10 protein-coding genes and 1 other RNA gene are annotated in these 15,163 nt (G+C 69.1%); all 11 read right to left on the bottom strand.

Features of this window, described 5'->3' with window-relative positions; translation table 11 throughout:
* Window positions 1-810 carry an ABC transporter ATP-binding protein gene (locus AC6LJ2_RS11940; protein WP_263911480.1) on the bottom strand — a complete coding sequence of 270 codons (810 nt, stop codon included), beginning with the start codon at window positions 808-810 and terminating at the stop codon, window positions 1-3.
* Window positions 803-1,843 carry an ABC transporter substrate-binding protein gene (locus AC6LJ2_RS11935; RefSeq protein ID WP_498151425.1) on the bottom strand — a complete coding sequence of 347 codons (1,041 nt, stop codon included), beginning with the start codon at window positions 1,841-1,843 and terminating at the stop codon, window positions 803-805. The genes AC6LJ2_RS11940 and AC6LJ2_RS11935 overlap by 8 nt, the downstream gene beginning before the upstream one ends.
* Window positions 1,824-3,113 (bottom strand): CaiB/BaiF CoA transferase family protein, encoded by a 1,290-nt coding sequence (locus AC6LJ2_RS11930; protein ID WP_498151424.1) that lies wholly within the window; start codon window positions 3,111-3,113, stop codon window positions 1,824-1,826. Before AC6LJ2_RS11930 ends, AC6LJ2_RS11935 begins: the two co-directional genes overlap by 20 nt.
* Window positions 3,114-3,267: 154 nt before the next feature.
* The gene (gene recR, locus AC6LJ2_RS11925) at window positions 3,268-3,876 is read right to left on the bottom strand and encodes a recombination mediator RecR (protein ID WP_006385499.1); all 609 of its coding nucleotides are present in this window, start codon (window positions 3,874-3,876) and stop codon (window positions 3,268-3,270) included.
* Window positions 3,877-3,943: 67 nt separating this feature from the next.
* The gene (locus AC6LJ2_RS11920) at window positions 3,944-4,270 is read right to left on the bottom strand and encodes a YbaB/EbfC family nucleoid-associated protein (RefSeq protein WP_025137446.1); all 327 of its coding nucleotides are present in this window, start codon (window positions 4,268-4,270) and stop codon (window positions 3,944-3,946) included.
* 46 nt (window positions 4,271-4,316) lie between these two features.
* Entirely contained in the window at window positions 4,317-6,749 is a 2,433-nt protein-coding gene (gene dnaX, locus AC6LJ2_RS11915; RefSeq protein ID WP_498151423.1) for a DNA polymerase III subunit gamma/tau, read from the bottom strand.
* 120 nt (window positions 6,750-6,869) lie between these two features.
* An RNA gene (gene ffs, locus AC6LJ2_RS11910) (signal recognition particle sRNA small type) lies at window positions 6,870-6,967 on the bottom strand.
* Window positions 6,968-7,383: 416 nt separating this feature from the next.
* Window positions 7,384-10,983: a UvrD-helicase domain-containing protein gene (locus AC6LJ2_RS11905; RefSeq protein WP_498151422.1), complete on the bottom strand. Its 3,600-nt coding sequence runs from the start codon at window positions 10,981-10,983 to the stop codon at window positions 7,384-7,386.
* 3 nt (window positions 10,984-10,986) lie between these two features.
* Window positions 10,987-13,650, bottom strand: coding sequence for a PD-(D/E)XK nuclease family protein (locus tag AC6LJ2_RS11900; RefSeq protein ID WP_498151421.1), 2,664 nt, complete (start codon window positions 13,648-13,650; stop codon window positions 10,987-10,989).
* A 58-nt stretch (window positions 13,651-13,708) separates the two neighbouring features.
* Window positions 13,709-13,876, bottom strand: coding sequence for a hypothetical protein (locus AC6LJ2_RS11895; protein ID WP_263911471.1), 168 nt, complete (start codon window positions 13,874-13,876; stop codon window positions 13,709-13,711).
* A gap of 16 nt (window positions 13,877-13,892) precedes the next feature.
* A complete protein-coding gene (locus AC6LJ2_RS11890) occupies window positions 13,893-15,098 on the bottom strand; it encodes an MFS transporter (protein ID WP_175195516.1) in 1,206 nt (401 codons plus the stop codon).
* Window positions 15,099-15,163: the final 65 nt, after the last annotated feature.

Genomic DNA, 15,163 nt, shown 5'->3' with positions numbered 1-15,163 from the left:
TCAGGCCCGCTTCTGTTGGGCATAGCCCTTGAGCACTTCCTCGCGCAGCACGGCCCAGATGGCCGCATGCAGTTCGACGAAGCGCAGGTTGTTGCGCACTTCGGCCACGTCGCGCGGGCGCGGCAGATCGATCGCGAATTCACCGATGGGGTGCGTGCCCGGCCCGGCCGACAGCACCACGACGCGGTCGCTCATGGCGATGGCCTCGTCCAGGTCGTGCGTGATGAACAGCACGGCCTTGCGCTTGGCCATCCACAGGTCGAGCACCTCGTTTTCCATCAGCTGGCGGGTCTGGATGTCCAACGCGGAAAACGGTTCGTCCATCAGGATGATGTCGGGATCGCGGATCAGCGTCTGGGCCAGCATGGCGCGCTTGCGCATGCCGCCGGACATCTGGTGCGGATAGCGGCCTTCGAACCCGCCCAGTCCGACGCGGCGCATCCATTCGCGGCCGCGTTCCAGGGCTTCGGCGCGCGGCACACCGGCGAAATCCAGCCCGGCCACGACGTTGTCCAGCGCGCTGCGCCACGGCAGCAATGCCTCGCCCTGGAACATGTAGCCGGCCCGCGAATTGATGCCGGACAGCGGCTGGCCAAAGACCTTCACCTGGCCGGACGACGGCGCCAGCAAGCCGGCGCTGACGTTGAGCAGGGTGGACTTGCCGCAGCCCGTGGGGCCCACCACCGACACGAACTCGCCGGGCGCGATGGCCAGGGTCGTGTCGCTGACGGCGGTGTAGCGCTGCGAGCGGTCGTCGCGGGAGACAAAGGTGCAGCTGATGTTTTCCAGCGAAAGCGCGGCTTCAGCCATTGGGGTATTTCTCGTTGGCGCGGCGCGCGAAGTCATTGGTCCAGACCTTGGAGGCGTCGATCTTGGCGGCGTCGAAGTCCGCCTGATAGGCGGCCAGGGCCTTGAGCGCCGTGGCGGCGCCGTCTTCGGGGATCAGGCCGTCGGGCGACAGGCCTTCCAGGCTCTTGCCGATGGCGGCCTTGTAGACGGCCGGATCACCCAGCAGGTAGGTTTCGGGCACGACCTTGGCGATCTCCTCGGGGCCGGCCTTCTGGATCCATTTGTCGGCGCGCACCAGCGCGTTGGTCAGCGCCTGGGTGGTGTTCGGATTGGCATCGATGAACGCCTGCGGGGCATACAGGCAGCCGGCCGGCATGTTGCCGCCGAAGATGTCCTGGGTGTCCTTGAGGGTGCGCGTGTCGACGATGATCTGGATGTCGCCCGGCATTTCCAGCATCGACACCACGGGGTCGGTGTTGGAGATGGCGTCGATCTGGCCGCTGCGCAGCGCGGTGACCGCACCCGCGCCGGCGCCCACGCCGATGATGGACACGTCGGAGGCCTTCAGGCCGTGCTTGGCCAGGAAGAAGCTGACCACCATGTTGGTGGACGAACCCGGCGCGGTCACGCCGATCTTCTTGCCTTTCAGGTCGGCCGGGCCCTTGTAGCTGGGCATGTTCTTCCTGGACACGCCCACGCCGATCATCGGTGCACGGCCCTGCAAGGCAAAGGCGCGGTAGAACTGGCCCTTGGACTGCATGGCCAGCGTGTGCTCGAAGGCCCCGGAGACCACGTCGGCGCTGCCGCCCACGACCGCCTGCAGCGCCTTGGAACCGCCGGCGAAGTCGGCGATCGACACGTCCAGGCCTTCGTCCTTGAAGTAGCCACGGGCCTCGGCGATGGACAGCGGGAGGTAGTAGATCAGGGGTTTGCCGCCCACGGCGATCTGGACCTTGGTCTTCTCCAGCTTCTGGGCGCGCACGATGGCGGGGGCCATGCCCATGACGCCGGCAGCGCCGGCCATCTTGAGCAAATCACGGCGTGTGACTGACATGTGTTGTCTCCTTGGGATCAGGCTTACCGATAGCGCCGATCTGCGCCAGCTTGTCGATAGCCGCTGAATCATACCCCAGCGATTTCAGGACTTCCTCGGTATGTTCCCCTAATGCGGGGCCGATCCAGCGGGTGCCGCCGGGGGTCTCGGACAGCTTGGGCACCACCGCCGGCAGCTTGACCGGACGGCCATCGGCAAACTGGTGCTGCTCGATCATGCGCCGCGCCAGGAACTGCGGATCGGTGAACATGTCGGCCACGCTGTAGATCTTGCCGACCGGCACGTCGGCCGCCTTCAGGGTGTTCAGCGCTTCGTCAATGTCACGGCCGCCGCACCACGCCTGGATCGCGCCGTCGATCTCGTCCACGCGGCGGGCGCGCCCGTCGTTGCGGACCAGGTCCGGGTCCGTGGCCAGGTCATCGCGGCCGATGGCCCGCATCAGGCGGTGGAAGATCGCATCGCCATTGCCGGCGATGACGACGTTCTGGCCGTCGCGGGTGGTGTAGGTGTTGGACGGCACGATGCCGGGCAGCGCGCCGCCCGTGCGCTCGCGCACCACGCCGGCCACGTCGTATTCGGGCACCAGGCTTTCCATCATGTTGAAAACCGCTTCGTAGAGCGCCACGTCGACCATCTGGCCCTGGCCGGCGCGGCAGGCCTCGCCGCTCTGGCCGTTCCAGCGGCCGCCGGTGGCATCGCGATGGCGCAGCGCCATCATCGCGCCGATCACGCCGTGCAGCGCCGCGATCGAGTCGCCGATCGAGATGCCCACGCGCAGCGGCGGCCGGTCGGGATGGCCGGACACGTAGCGCAGCCCGCCCATGGATTCGCCGATGGCGCCGAAGCCCGGCTGGTCTTTCATCGGCCCCGTCTGGCCGTAGCCGGACAGGCGCACCATGATCAAGGCGGGGTTGATGGCGCGCAGCTGTTCAAAGCCCAAGCCCCATTTTTCCAGCACGCCGGGGCGGTAGTTCTCGACCACCACGTCGGCGTCCAGCGCCAGCTTGCGGGCGATCTCGCGGGCGTCGGGGTGCTTCAGGTTGAGCGCGATGGATTGCTTGTTGCGGGCCTGTACCGTCCACCACAGCGAATTGCCTTCGTGCAGGTGGCGCCAACTGCGGATAGGGTCACCGCCGCCCGTACCGTCGGGGCCGTGCGGGGTTTCGACCTTGATGACGTCGGCACCGAACTCGCCGAAGATGCGCGCGGCGAACGGCCCGGCGATGAGCGTGCCGAGTTCCAGGACTTTCAGTCCGGTCAGGGCTGACATGATGGGTGTCTTCCTCGTGGGTGTCCGCGCCGTACATGCGCCGCGGATCGATTTGCGAGCGGTACAGGATACCCTGCCCCGCCCCGCCGCCCCAAGGCCTGTGCGCGCCCCGTGGACGGCACGACCTTCGCCCGGCAAACGCCACGCGGGCACGTCAGGTGGTCTTGCGTTCCATCAGTGCCCAGGCGATGGTGCCGGCGTCCACGTATTCGAGTTCGCTGCCCGCAGGCACGCCGCGGGCCAGGCGCGTCACGCGCAGACCGCGTTCGCCCAGGGCTTCCCCCAGGAAATGCGCGGTGGTCTCGCCTTCGGCCGTGAAGTTGGTGGCCAGGATGACCTCTTGCACCACCCCGTCGGTCGCCCGGCGGATGACACGGTCGAAATCCAGTTCCCGCGGCCCGATGCCTTCCAGCGGCGCAACCCGGCCCATCAACACGTAGTACAGGCCGCGGTAGCCGTGGCTGGACTCGATCATGTTCTGGTCGGCCGGCGTTTCGACGATGCACAGCAGGGAAGGATCGCGCTTGGGGTTGGCGCAGGTGGCGCACACGTCTTCTTCGGCGAAGCTGTTGCAACGCGAGCAATGACGCAGGTCACGCACCGCGCCCGCCAACGCCCGCCCCAGCATGTCGGCCCCCTGGGGGTCGTGCTGCAGCAGGTGATAGGCCATGCGCCGGGCAGAGCGCACGCCCACGCCAGGCAGGCGCCGCAGGGCCTCGATCAACGAGACGAGCGGTTCGGGTTCGGGCAGTAGTGGATCCATGGCGCGGCGAAATCTTGCGGACGGCAATAGCCGCGCCGCGGGATGCGGCGACGGCCCGGGCGTTCGATCAGAACGGCAGCTTCATGCCCGGGGGCAACGGCATGCCGGCGGTAACGGACGCCATCTTTTCCTGGGAGGTGGCCTCGGCCTTGCGCAGCGCGTCGTTGAACGCGGCGGCAACCAGGTCTTCAAGCATGTCCTTGTCGTCGGCCAGCAGCGAGGGATCGATCTCGACGCGCTTGACGTCGTGACGGCAGGACATGGTGACCTTGACCAGGCCGCCGCCCGCGGCGCCTTCGACCTGGATCTCGGCCAGGGCGTCCTGCGCCTTCTTCATGTTTTCCTGCATCTGCTGCGCCTGGCGCATCAGGCCGGCCAGTTGTCCTTTCATCATGATCGAGTTTCCTTGAACGAGGGGAATAAGGGGATTTGCCGGCGCCTCAGGCGGCGGCGGAAGGGGGATCGACGTGGCGGATCGAGCCGGCCACGACATGGCCGCCGAAATCGGACAGCAACGCCTGCACGAACGGGTCGACGGCGACCGCGTCTTCGGCGGCCTGCTGGCGCGCCGCACGCTCGGCCTGGGCCACGGCGTGGGCCGTGGCTTCGCCGACGGCGCCGACGTCGACATCCAGGCGGATGCCCTGGCCGAAGTGTTCGCACAGCACGGTCTGCAGCCGCACGCGGCTTTCGCTTTCGGCCAGCGTCCGGACCGCCACCCGCAGGATGACGGCATCGCCCTGCACGCCGGCCCATTCGCTTTGGCGGGCCAACTCGGCGGCCAGCCCGGTTACGGGCAGGCGCGCGGCCAGCTCGGGCCAGGCGGTGGAGGTCATGTCGGCGAGGCGAGCGCGCGTCTGGCGCTTGCGCGCCGGGGCGGCGCCGTCACGCCGGGCGGGCGCGGGCGACGGCACCGGGGCCACCGACGGCGCGCTGGCCAGGGTTTCGAAGTCGTCGTCGGGATCCGACGTGAAGCCGCCGTCCGGTACGAAACCGCCTTCGGCTTCGAAGGGAATTTCCTCGTCGACCCAGGACGGGGGGCCATCATTGTCGTCCGCGGCGGGCGCGACAGCGGCAGCGGCCGGCGTCACAGCGAGCGGTGCGGATTTGGGGGCGACGGGCAATCCGGCGACGGGCAATCCGGCGGCGGGCAATCCGGCGACGGGCGTTCCCGCAGCAGGCGGCGATGCCGGCGCGTCCGTTGCCGCATTCGCGGGAGCAGACGGTTGCGCAGGCGCGGCCGGCGCGACGGATTGCGCGGACGCGTCGGCGGGAATCTCTTCCCAGGGCGGAATGCCAGCCGACGGCGCTTGCGCAGCGGCTGCCGAGTTCGCAGCGGCGGCTGCGGCGGCAACCGGCGCAACGGCCGGTGCGGCGGCGGGGCTTGCGGCAGGTTCATCTGCCACGCTGGCAACCTGCGCCGGAGCAGCCGGGGCGGAGACAGGGGCCAGCACGGGCGTCGCCGCAGCGGCCTGGGCAACCGGCGCTTGCGCCGCGTCGGGCTGCGTCGCCGGGGGCTGATTCGTGGCGGCCTGGCTGGCCGGCGCTTGCCCGACGGACGTTTGTGCGGCCTGAGCTTGAGCGACGACGGGTGCCTGAACAACGGCGGCTTGCGCAACAGGCGACGGCGTCACCGCAGCGGGCGCCGAGGCCTGCACGGCAGGCGCCGGCGACGCAACGGGTGCGGCTGCGACCGGCGCAGCCGGCGCCGGCTGCGCGGCTGCCGTGGCCGGCTCTGCCGTCTGGCGGGCCGGCGTGGCGGGCGCTTCCAGGGCCGTCTGCGGACCGGCGTCGCCATTGAGCGCCAACATGCGCAGGCAGGCCATGATGAAGCCGGCGTATTCGTCCGGCGCCAGCGTCAGTTCGCCGCGGCTATGCACCGCCACGGAATAGAACAGTTGCACGGCATCGGGATGCAGCACCTGCGCCAGGCGGGCGATATCGGCCGCCAACGGGTCTTCGGCCGGCATCGCGCCAGTCACGCGCTGCTCGATGGCCACGCGCGACAGCAGCACAGCCAGGTCGGCCAGCGCGCCGGCATACGACAGGCCGCGGGTTGCCAGCTCGTCGGCCACGGCGAGCACGCTCTTGGCATCGCCGGCAGCCAGGGCGTCGAGCAGGCGCACCAGGTGGCGTTGATCGATCGTGCCGAGCATGCCGCGCACGGCGTCTTCGGTCAGGTTGCCGGCGCTGTAGGCGATGGCCTGGTCGGTCAGGGAGAGCGCGTCGCGCATGGAGCCGGACGCGGCCTGGCCGATGAGGCGCAGCGCAGGGACTTCGAAGCCGACCTGCTCTTCGCCCAGCACCGCCTGCAAGTGGCCCACGATGGAGTCGGCCGGCATCTGCTTCAGGTTGAATTGCAGGCAGCGCGACAGCACCGTGACCGGGATCTTCTGCGGATCGGTGGTGGCAAGAATGAATTTGACGTGCGGCGGCGGCTCTTCCAGCGTCTTGAGCATCGCGTTGAACGCGTGCCCGGTGAGCATGTGCACTTCGTCGATCATGTAGACCTTGAAGCGGCCCGCACCCGGCGCGTAGACGGCCTGCTCGAGCAGCTGGGTCATTTCCTCGACGCCGCGATTGGACGCCGCGTCCAGCTCGAGGTAGTCGACGAAGCGGCCGGCATCGATCTCGGTACACGCGCGACAGACGCCGCAGGGCTTCGAGGTGATGCCGGTTTCGCAGTTCAGGGATTTTGCAAGGATGCGCGACAGCGTGGTCTTGCCGACGCCGCGGGTGCCGGTGAACAGCCAGGCATGATGCAGGCGCTGGGTGTCGAGCGCATGCGTCAGCGCGCGCACCACGTGATCCTGTCCCACGAGGGTATCGAACGATCGCGGCCGCCACTTGCGGGCCAGTACCAGATAAGTCATGGCGGGATTGTAGAGCCTTTGCAAGAGCCTAAGCGATGGCCGGCGTGAAATGCAAAGGGGACGGAATCATCTTCCGGGGAATCCCCCTTGGAAAACAACCCCGTCCCCTTTGAGAAACCGGTTGGCGAGCCTTACTCCGGCACTGACCCTAAACGACTATGGCTGCTTCGTTCCCGACCTGACCAGGTTCACCGTCGAACCATGCGAAGGGGCCCGCCAATCAAGATTCTAGCAGAGCTTCGCGTTGCTCGCTTGCTAGCCTCTTGATTGGCGGGCCCCAGGGGGCTGTAGGGGGGCCCCCTCCCCGGCCCTCCCCCCGGGGGGGAGGGGGAGAGGACGTCGCTTCGCTTGTCCTTTTGGCTCGCTTCGCTTTGCCTTGCTTGCTTGCTCGCTTTGCCTTGCTCGCTTTGCCTTGCTTGCTTGCTCACTCGCTTTGCCTTACTCACTCGCTTTGCCTTACTCACTCGCTTTGCCTTGCTTGCTCGCTTTGCTTGCTTTGCGTTGTCTGCTTGCCTTGTTTACTGGCTGGCTTTATTTGCCTGGTTGAGGGCGTTGCTTGCTTGTCTTGTGGCGTGCTGGCTTCGGTTTGGCTTCTTTTGGTTGTGTCGCGTTGATTGGGTGTGGAGTGGCTGACTTAGGGGGGTGGAGTCAGGTCTATCCAGGCTTTGGCGCGGGGGAAGTAGAGGGCGGCGCGGGCGGGGCGGCCGTCAAGGGCGGTGACTTGGGCGCAGTAGCGCAGGAGTTGGTCGCCGTGGCGTTGGCGCATGCGTTGGGCGAAGGCGGTGGGGGACTCGTTGGGTTGGGGACGGCCGGTTTTGTAGTCGACGATCAGCCAGCCATCTTCGGTGCTCAGGGCCAGGTCGATGACCGAGACCTTGCCGGCGGCGTCGATCAGGGGCCATTCGCGGCGGGCGCCGGATTGGGACAGGAGCCACAGGCCGCGGTCGTCGGACAGGGTCGCTTGCAGGGTGTCCAGCACGGCTTCGGAGGCGGCGTCGGCCTGGCTGGCGGGGATGCCGGCGCGGGTCAGTTGGCGGCGCATGGCGGGCAGTCGGTCAGCCAGTGCTTCGGCGGGCCAGGCGGCGACGCCGTCTTGGCCGATGCGGGCCAGCCATGCGTGGGCCAGGGTGCCGATGGCCGCGTCGTAGCCGGACTCGAGTTGCCAGGCGGGATGCTCGCCGCCCTCGCCCCAGGCGCCGCGCGCGGCGGCAGCGAAGCCGGGGCTGATGGCAACGTCGGCCTGGCGCGACAGGTGTGCCAGGCCGGTCGTATCGATGCGGCGCAGGGGTTCGCCTTGCCATTCGGGGCCGTCTTCGGGCGGCGCGGCGGCGTCTTCGCCGGACGACGGGGGCACGGGCGGGGTCAGGCAGGGCCACAGGCGGCCCAGGAGGCTGGCCGAGGACGGGGTCTTGGGCTGGCCGCTGGCCTCGTCGATCGAGACATGGCCCACCAGGTGCAGGCGCTTGCGGGCGCGGGTGGCGGCCACGTACAGCAGGCGGTCGATTTCGTAGGAAGCGCGGCGCGCTTCGCGCGCCCCCAGGTAGCGCGACACCGGGTCGGCTTCGGTTTCGGCGCGGGCCTTGACCGGGCCGAACAGCACGCGGCCGCCGCTTTGCTCGAAGCGCACCAGCGGCGGCTGGTCGCCACGCGGGGCGCGGTGCAGACCGTACAGGATGACCGTGTCGAACTGCAGGCCCTTGGATTTGTGCATGGTCATGATTTCGACCGCGGCTTCTTCGTCGGCCGCGTCAGGCGCGGCGAACAAGCGGGCGATGCCGGCGTCCAGCGCGGCCGGGTCGATGGCGCCATGGGGTGCCAGGCGCTCGACCAGCTGGAACAGGCTTTCGGCGTCGGTGGCCACCGATGGGCCGCTGTACAGCGCCGGGCCGCCCAGACGACGCCAGAGCGCTTCGACCCAGGCTGCGAAGGGTATGGCGCCCGAGGCGTTGCGCGTGTCCAGCAGCACCATCGCCACCTGGCGCAGGCGGGCATATTCGTCCGGGTGCAATAGCGTCTGCGCCACGGGCGTCGAGGGCGTATCGGCGGATGGGTCCCCATACGGCGGGGCTTCGGCGTCGTCGAACAGCGATCCTTGGGGCGGCGCTTCCGTGTGATCGAACAGCGATCCTTGGGGCGCGGCATCGGCGTGACCGAACTGCCCCCCCTGGTGCGCGACTGCGGTGCGATCGGACCGCTTCCCTGGTGCCAAACCGGATGTGGCCTCGAAGCCCCCCGCGGCCGCCTGGGCCGGCACGATACGCAGCGCGCGTTCCAGCAGCACCGGCACCGGCGTGACGTGGTCGGCACCGAACAGGCGCTGCAGCGATTCCAGCGTCAGGCCGCAATACGGCGCACGCAACACCGACAGCCAGGCCAGCCGGTCACCCGGATGCGACAAGGCGCGCACCAGTTGCACCAGGTCGGCCACCACCGGCCGCAAAGCCAGCGGCACGAGATCGACCGCGCGGCAGCGGATACCCTCTTGCGCCAGCCGGCGCGTCAGGTTGCCCAGGTGGCTGCGGGCCCGCACCAGCACTGCGACGGGGTGCTTGCTGCCGGCGTTTTCCGCCAGCGCCTGGCGCACCAGGCCCACGGCGATGTCTTCGGCCTGTTCTTCCGCCGGGGCCGCACCGGCGCGCGACCAGGCGGGATGAAAGCGCACGGCCGGGTCCGGCAGGGCCTCGTGAAATGCACTGGACGGGCTGTACTTGATGGCGCCCGCCGCCGCGTCGCTGCGCTTGGGCAGCAGTTGCGCAAAGGACTGGTTGACCCAGTCGACGATGCCGGCCTGCGAGCGGAAATTGTCGGTCAGGTTCAGAAAACCCGGTTGCAGTTCGCCCACGCCTTGTTCGGCGACTTCCAGGAACAGCCCGACTTCCGCCTTGCGGAAACGGTAGATGGACTGCATCGGATCGCCCACCAGGAAAAGACTTCGGCCGTCGCCCTGTTGCCAGCCGGACGTCAGCGTGCGCAGCAGGTCCAGCTGCGTCTGGCTGGTGTCCTGGAATTCATCGATCAGCAGGTGCCGGATGGAGGCGTCCAGTTTCAGCAGCAGTTCGCCGGGGTCGTCGGCGCTGCCCAGCGCCGCGGCAGCGCGCTGCGAGATTTCGATGAAATCGACCTCGCCCGTGTCGGCGAACCGCAGCCGCAATTGCGCGACCGCCAGGGCCAGCGTCATAAGCTGCGCGCCCAGCACTTCCCATTGGGCGTCCGAAAAGTGCGGCGAGGGGATATCGCGCACGGCGGCCAGGCGCCGCACCCAGGGGGCGTCGGGGTCCGCGCTTTCCAGCCAGGCCACGAAGGGTTCCTTGTGGGCGCACTTGGCCGGAAAGCCCAGGTTCTTGTTGACGGTCTTGCGCAGCGTGCCGGTGCCGGTGAGCAGCAGGTGCGCCACGGCGCGCCACTCGTCCAGCACCTCGGCATCGGCGGGCAGTTCGTCGGTCCAGTCGAGCAATGCGGCAAGCTTGTTGTCATCGTCGCCGTCCTGCAACTGCGTGGCGGCCAGTCGGGCGGGGCCCGACAGGGCGTCGGCCCAGCCCAGGGGCATGGCCTCGCACAGGGCGTCGAGGTCTTCGCCGATGGCCTCGGCCAGCGTGGCCTCCAAGGCCTCGCGGTCAGAGCCATGGCGCAGCAGCGGCAGCCATTGGTCGCGCTGGCCCAGCATGGCGGCGATGGCTTCCTTGGCGGCCTGCACATCCACGTCCATGTGCTGCAGCAGGATGCGCACGGCGTCGTAGTCGTCGGCCAGGTCGAGCGTGGCGCGGGCCGCGGCCTCGTAGTGGCCGCGCGCATCGTCGGTGATCTCGGGCATGCCGCCCAATTCGGACAGCCACGGCATGCTGCGCACCAGGCCCGCACAGAACGAGTCGATGGTGCGGATGGCCAGGCGCGCCGGGTGGTCCAGCAGGTGCCAGCCCTGTTCATCGTTGCGTGCCAGCGCGGCACGGGCCAGGTCCCAGCTGCGGCGTTCGTGCGCCGCATCGGGCGGAGCATCCAGGCCGCGGCGCAACTTGCTGAGCACGCGGGCATGCATTTCGGACGCGGCCTTGCGCGTGAAAGTGATGGCGACGATTTCTTCCGGGCGATTCACCGTGGCCAGCAGCGCCAGGATGCGGTCGGTAAGCAGCTCGGTCTTGCCCGACCCCGCGGGAGCCTGCACCAGGAACGAGCGCGCGGGGTCCAGCGCGGCCGCGCGCGCGGCGTGGTCCTGGGGCTGGCGTTCTGTATCGGCCATGGCTCAGGCGTCCTCGTCATCCAGGTGCAAGCGCAGGAAAGGCAGCGCGTCGCAGTATTTCAGATCGTCGCGGCGATACGCCACATTGGCGGCGTAGCCGGCCACGTATTCGTCGGCCAGCGATTCGATGGCGCTGCGCCAGCGCTGGCGTATTTCTGGCCACGACAGTCCGTCGAAATATTTGCTGTCCGCGGCCAGGGTGACGCCCGGCATGCCCAGGTCTTCGTCGGCCAGGCCCTGCGCCGCCACCTGGCGCGCGTGGATCTGGGCCAGCACCAGGCCGGCGACCTCGCCGCCCGCGGCGTCGGCCAGCACCGAGGCGTAGAACGGCAACTGCACGTTCACCGGGCGGCTGCGCGACCAGTCGGGTTCGGGCTTGGCGGCGGCCACCCCGGTCTTGTAGTCGACGATGACGTTGCGGCCGTCGGCCAGGGCATCGATGCGATCCAGCCGCAGTTTCAGGTGCAGCGCGCCGCGGTGCCACTCGTGGTTTTTCTCGACCTGGGCCACGGTAAATGGCAGGCGCTGGGCTTCCATGTCAAGCCACGACGCCAGCACGGTCAGGGCCCGCGCGCATTCCAGCGCCTTGAGCGCCGGGGCGTACTCCTTGAGTTCTTCGTCGGCCGCCTGCGCCACCGCCTGTTCCAGCAGCGCGGGCAGGCGGCCTGTGGCCAGCGTCTCGTGCAGGGCCTCTTGATCGGGCAGCATGCCCCACACCCGTTCCAGCGCCTTGTGCAGGAACTGGCCGCGCACGTTCACCGTGGCGGCGTCGGCGTACGGTGCCAGTTCGCGCCCGCCCAGCCGGTGCCGCACGAAGGCCCAGAGCGGATTGCGGGCCTGGGTGTCGAGCACGTCCAGGCCGCCGCCGCTGCGGTCGTCCGGCGCCAGCGGCGGGCCTTGCGAGTCGTCCAGCGATTCCTGCGGCAGCGCGGCAACGCCTTGTGCGGGCGCAGGCGCCCAGTCGGCGGACTGGGCCGCCGCGATCAGGGGCGATGGCCGCAATTCGCGTTCGCCGTCCATGCGGGCGTGGCTGACGATCAGTTCAGGCGCACACCGGCACAGCGCGGCATACATGCCTTCGGCCCATTCCCGCTCGCGTTCGGGGGTGGCCCGCGGCGCCTTGGCCTGGCGCAGCACCGCCAGCGGCAACAATGGATTGGGCTTGGGTGACGCGGGCAGCACGTCGTCGGTCAGGCCCAGCATCCAGACGCCATCCCAGAAGCCGCCTTCGGCTTCAAGCAGACCCAGCACGTCCAGCCGCGCCAACGGATCGCGTTGCGGCTGGAACGAGGCCGACCGCGCCACGCTTTGCAGCAGGTTGACCGCCGCCACGCCGCCCAGCTTGCCCGCTGCCGGCGCCAACGCCGAAAAGCTGGCCAGCGCGTCGCCCAAGGCGCCAAGCACCTGGTAGCCGACGCTGTCCAGCACGCCTTCGCCGGGAAAACCCAGCGCCGTCAGGGCGGCCTTCATGCGCAGCATCCAGACATCGCAGGACGCACGGTTGCCCCCCTGCGTCCAGATTTCCATGGCCTGGCCCCAGGCCTGCGCCAAGGGCGGTACCACGGCCAGCTGCTTGCGCCACTCGGCCGCGGCAACGTGGACCTGGCCGCGGCGGCGCCAGCGCGCGTCCAGGGCCGCCAACCGGGCGCGTTCGCTGACGTCGCCCGCGCAATGGCCCGCCAGCAAGGCAGCGCCCAGTATCTCGACGCCACAGCCCTTGCCCGCCGCGCACTCGGCCAGCGCCCGCAACCAGGCCAGCGCGGCGCGCGCCAGGGGCCATTCATTCAACGGCCGGCCCACCGCCACGTTGAAGGCAAACGCGGGCTGGCCGCCATGGCCAGCCAGCGCCTGGCTGAGAATGCGGCGCGCGAACGGGGATTCGGCTTCGAGTTGCGGCGACACGATGGCGTAGCGGCCATGGGGATGCTGCTTGAGCTGGCTGGCCGCCCACTCGGCCGCGGCGCGCCATTCAGCGCCCTGGTCGGGCGCCTCGAAGCGCCGCGGCGCAGCCGGCGCGCGCTGCGCGTCGCGCCATTGGGCGATGAGGCAACCCTGTTCTTCGAACGCCTGCAGCAGGCGCCGGAACCGCGGCGACAGGTCAGTGAAACCCGCCAGCACCAGGTGCCCCGGCGTCGCCAGGCGGCCGTCTTCCAGTGCACCCAGGACCCGGGCGTAGCCCTGGTTGGCGTCTTCGGCATCGATGGCGGCCAAGGCCTTGCGATAGCGCTGGCGCCAGCGCGCAAAACCCCGGTATTCGTCGGTATCGGCGCCGGACGGCACATGCAGCGCCCATTCGTCCATGAGCAGGTCGGCGTCCATCGACAGGCGTGCGGCCTGGCTGGCGTCGAGCAGCACGCGTTCAGCTTCTTCGGCGCGGATCGCTTCGGTCCAGACCAGCTGGGTGGCGAAGCTGTCCAGACGGTAGGCGGGCACGCCTTCGTCGGCCTCGAACGCCAGTTCGTTGGCGGATTCGGCCAACCAGGCGGACAAAGGCAGGATGCGGGGCAGTTCACTGACCTGGCGCTCTTGGCGCAGCAAGCCGGCCAGCTCGAGCGTGAGCCGGCGCGACAGGCGGTTGTTGACGGTCAGCACCAGCATGTCGGCGGCAGGCAGGCCACCGATGTCGGGCAAGCTGAGGTCGGGATAGGAAAGCGGTGTGTCCTGCATGGAAGGCGAAGAAGAATTCACCGCCGTAGGATACCGCGAGCCGACCCCGCCTACGTGGCTAAAAACCGCACAGTGAGGCCAGGTTTTCCCAGTGGATCTGCATCTCGGGCGTGGTGTAGCCCCAGAAGGCCAGGCCCAGCACCAGCGCCAGCGCGGCCCAGCCGGCCACGCGCCAGCCGGTGTGGCGTCTGGGCGAAGCGGGCGGCGAGGCAGGCGTGGGATTCATGGCGGACTCGGGGTGATTACGCGGACGCCGCAGCCGGTTGCGTCACCGGTTGCTCGCGCACCGGCAGGCACAGCAGCGCGGCCACCACCGCCAGCACCACGCCCAGCCACCAGACCAGGTCGTAGTTGCCGGTCGTGGCATAGGCATAGCCCCCCAGCCACACGCCGATGAAACTGCCCAACTGGTGGCCCAGGAACACGATGCCGGACAACGTGGCCGCATAACGCAGGCCGTAGATCTGCCCGATCAGCCCCTGGGTCAGCGGCACGGTGCCCAGCCAGAACAGGCCCATCCAGGCGGCAAAGGCATACAGCACCCAGGGCGACAGCGGCATCCACAACAGCAACAGGATGCCGAAGGCGCGCATGCCGTAGACCACCGCCAGAAGACGCTTCTTGCTGTATTTGCCGCCCAGCTTGCCGGCGTAGAACGAGCCCAGCACATTGAACAGGCCGATCAACGCCACGGCGGTGGCGCCCTGCCCGGGCGTCAGACCGCCGTCGGTGACGTAGGCCGGCAGGTGCAGCGTGATGAAGGCCGTGTGGAAGCCGCAGACGAAATAGCTCCAGAACAGGAAATGGAACGACGGATGACGCACGGCCTGGCGCACCGCGGCGGCCAGCGATTGCTGCGGTCCGCCTTGCGCTTGCGGCCGACCGCGCAGGAAATACGCCAGCGGCGCGGCGCAGGCCACGAACAGCGACAGCACCCACAGTGCGCCCGGCCAATCCAGCCCGGAGATCAAGACCTGGCCCGTAGGCACCACCGCGAATTGGCCCAGCGAACCGCCGGCACTGGCGATGCCCATGGCCGTGCTGCGGTAGGCCGGCGGCACGGCGCGGGCCACCACCGGCAGGATCACCGGGAACGTGGTGCCCGCCTGGCCCAGCCCGACCAGCACGCCGGCGCTCAGGTACAGCGTGGCCTCGTCGGTGGCGAAACGCGTGCCGATCATGCCCAGCATGTACAGCACCGCGCCCAGCGCAATGGTGCGGCCGGAGCCATAGCGGTCGGCCAGGATGCCCATGAAGATACAGGCCACGCCCCAGACCAGGTTCTGCAGCGCGAAGGCCATGGAGAAAACGTCGCGGCCCCAGCCATGGGCCAGTCCCATCGGCTGCATGAACAGGCCGAAGGTGGCGCGCACGCCCATGGCCAGAAGCACGACCAGGGTGCCCAAAACGAGGGTGCGCACGGAAAGCGTATCGGTATTGCCAGACATGATTGTTCTTATTGATGATGGGAAACGCCCCCTCCTCGGGACGGTCCAGCCGCAGGCCGGACCTT

The organism is Achromobacter sp. 1014246743, assembly GCF_059760725.1.
This window is presented reverse-complemented; position numbering and strand designations above follow the sequence as displayed.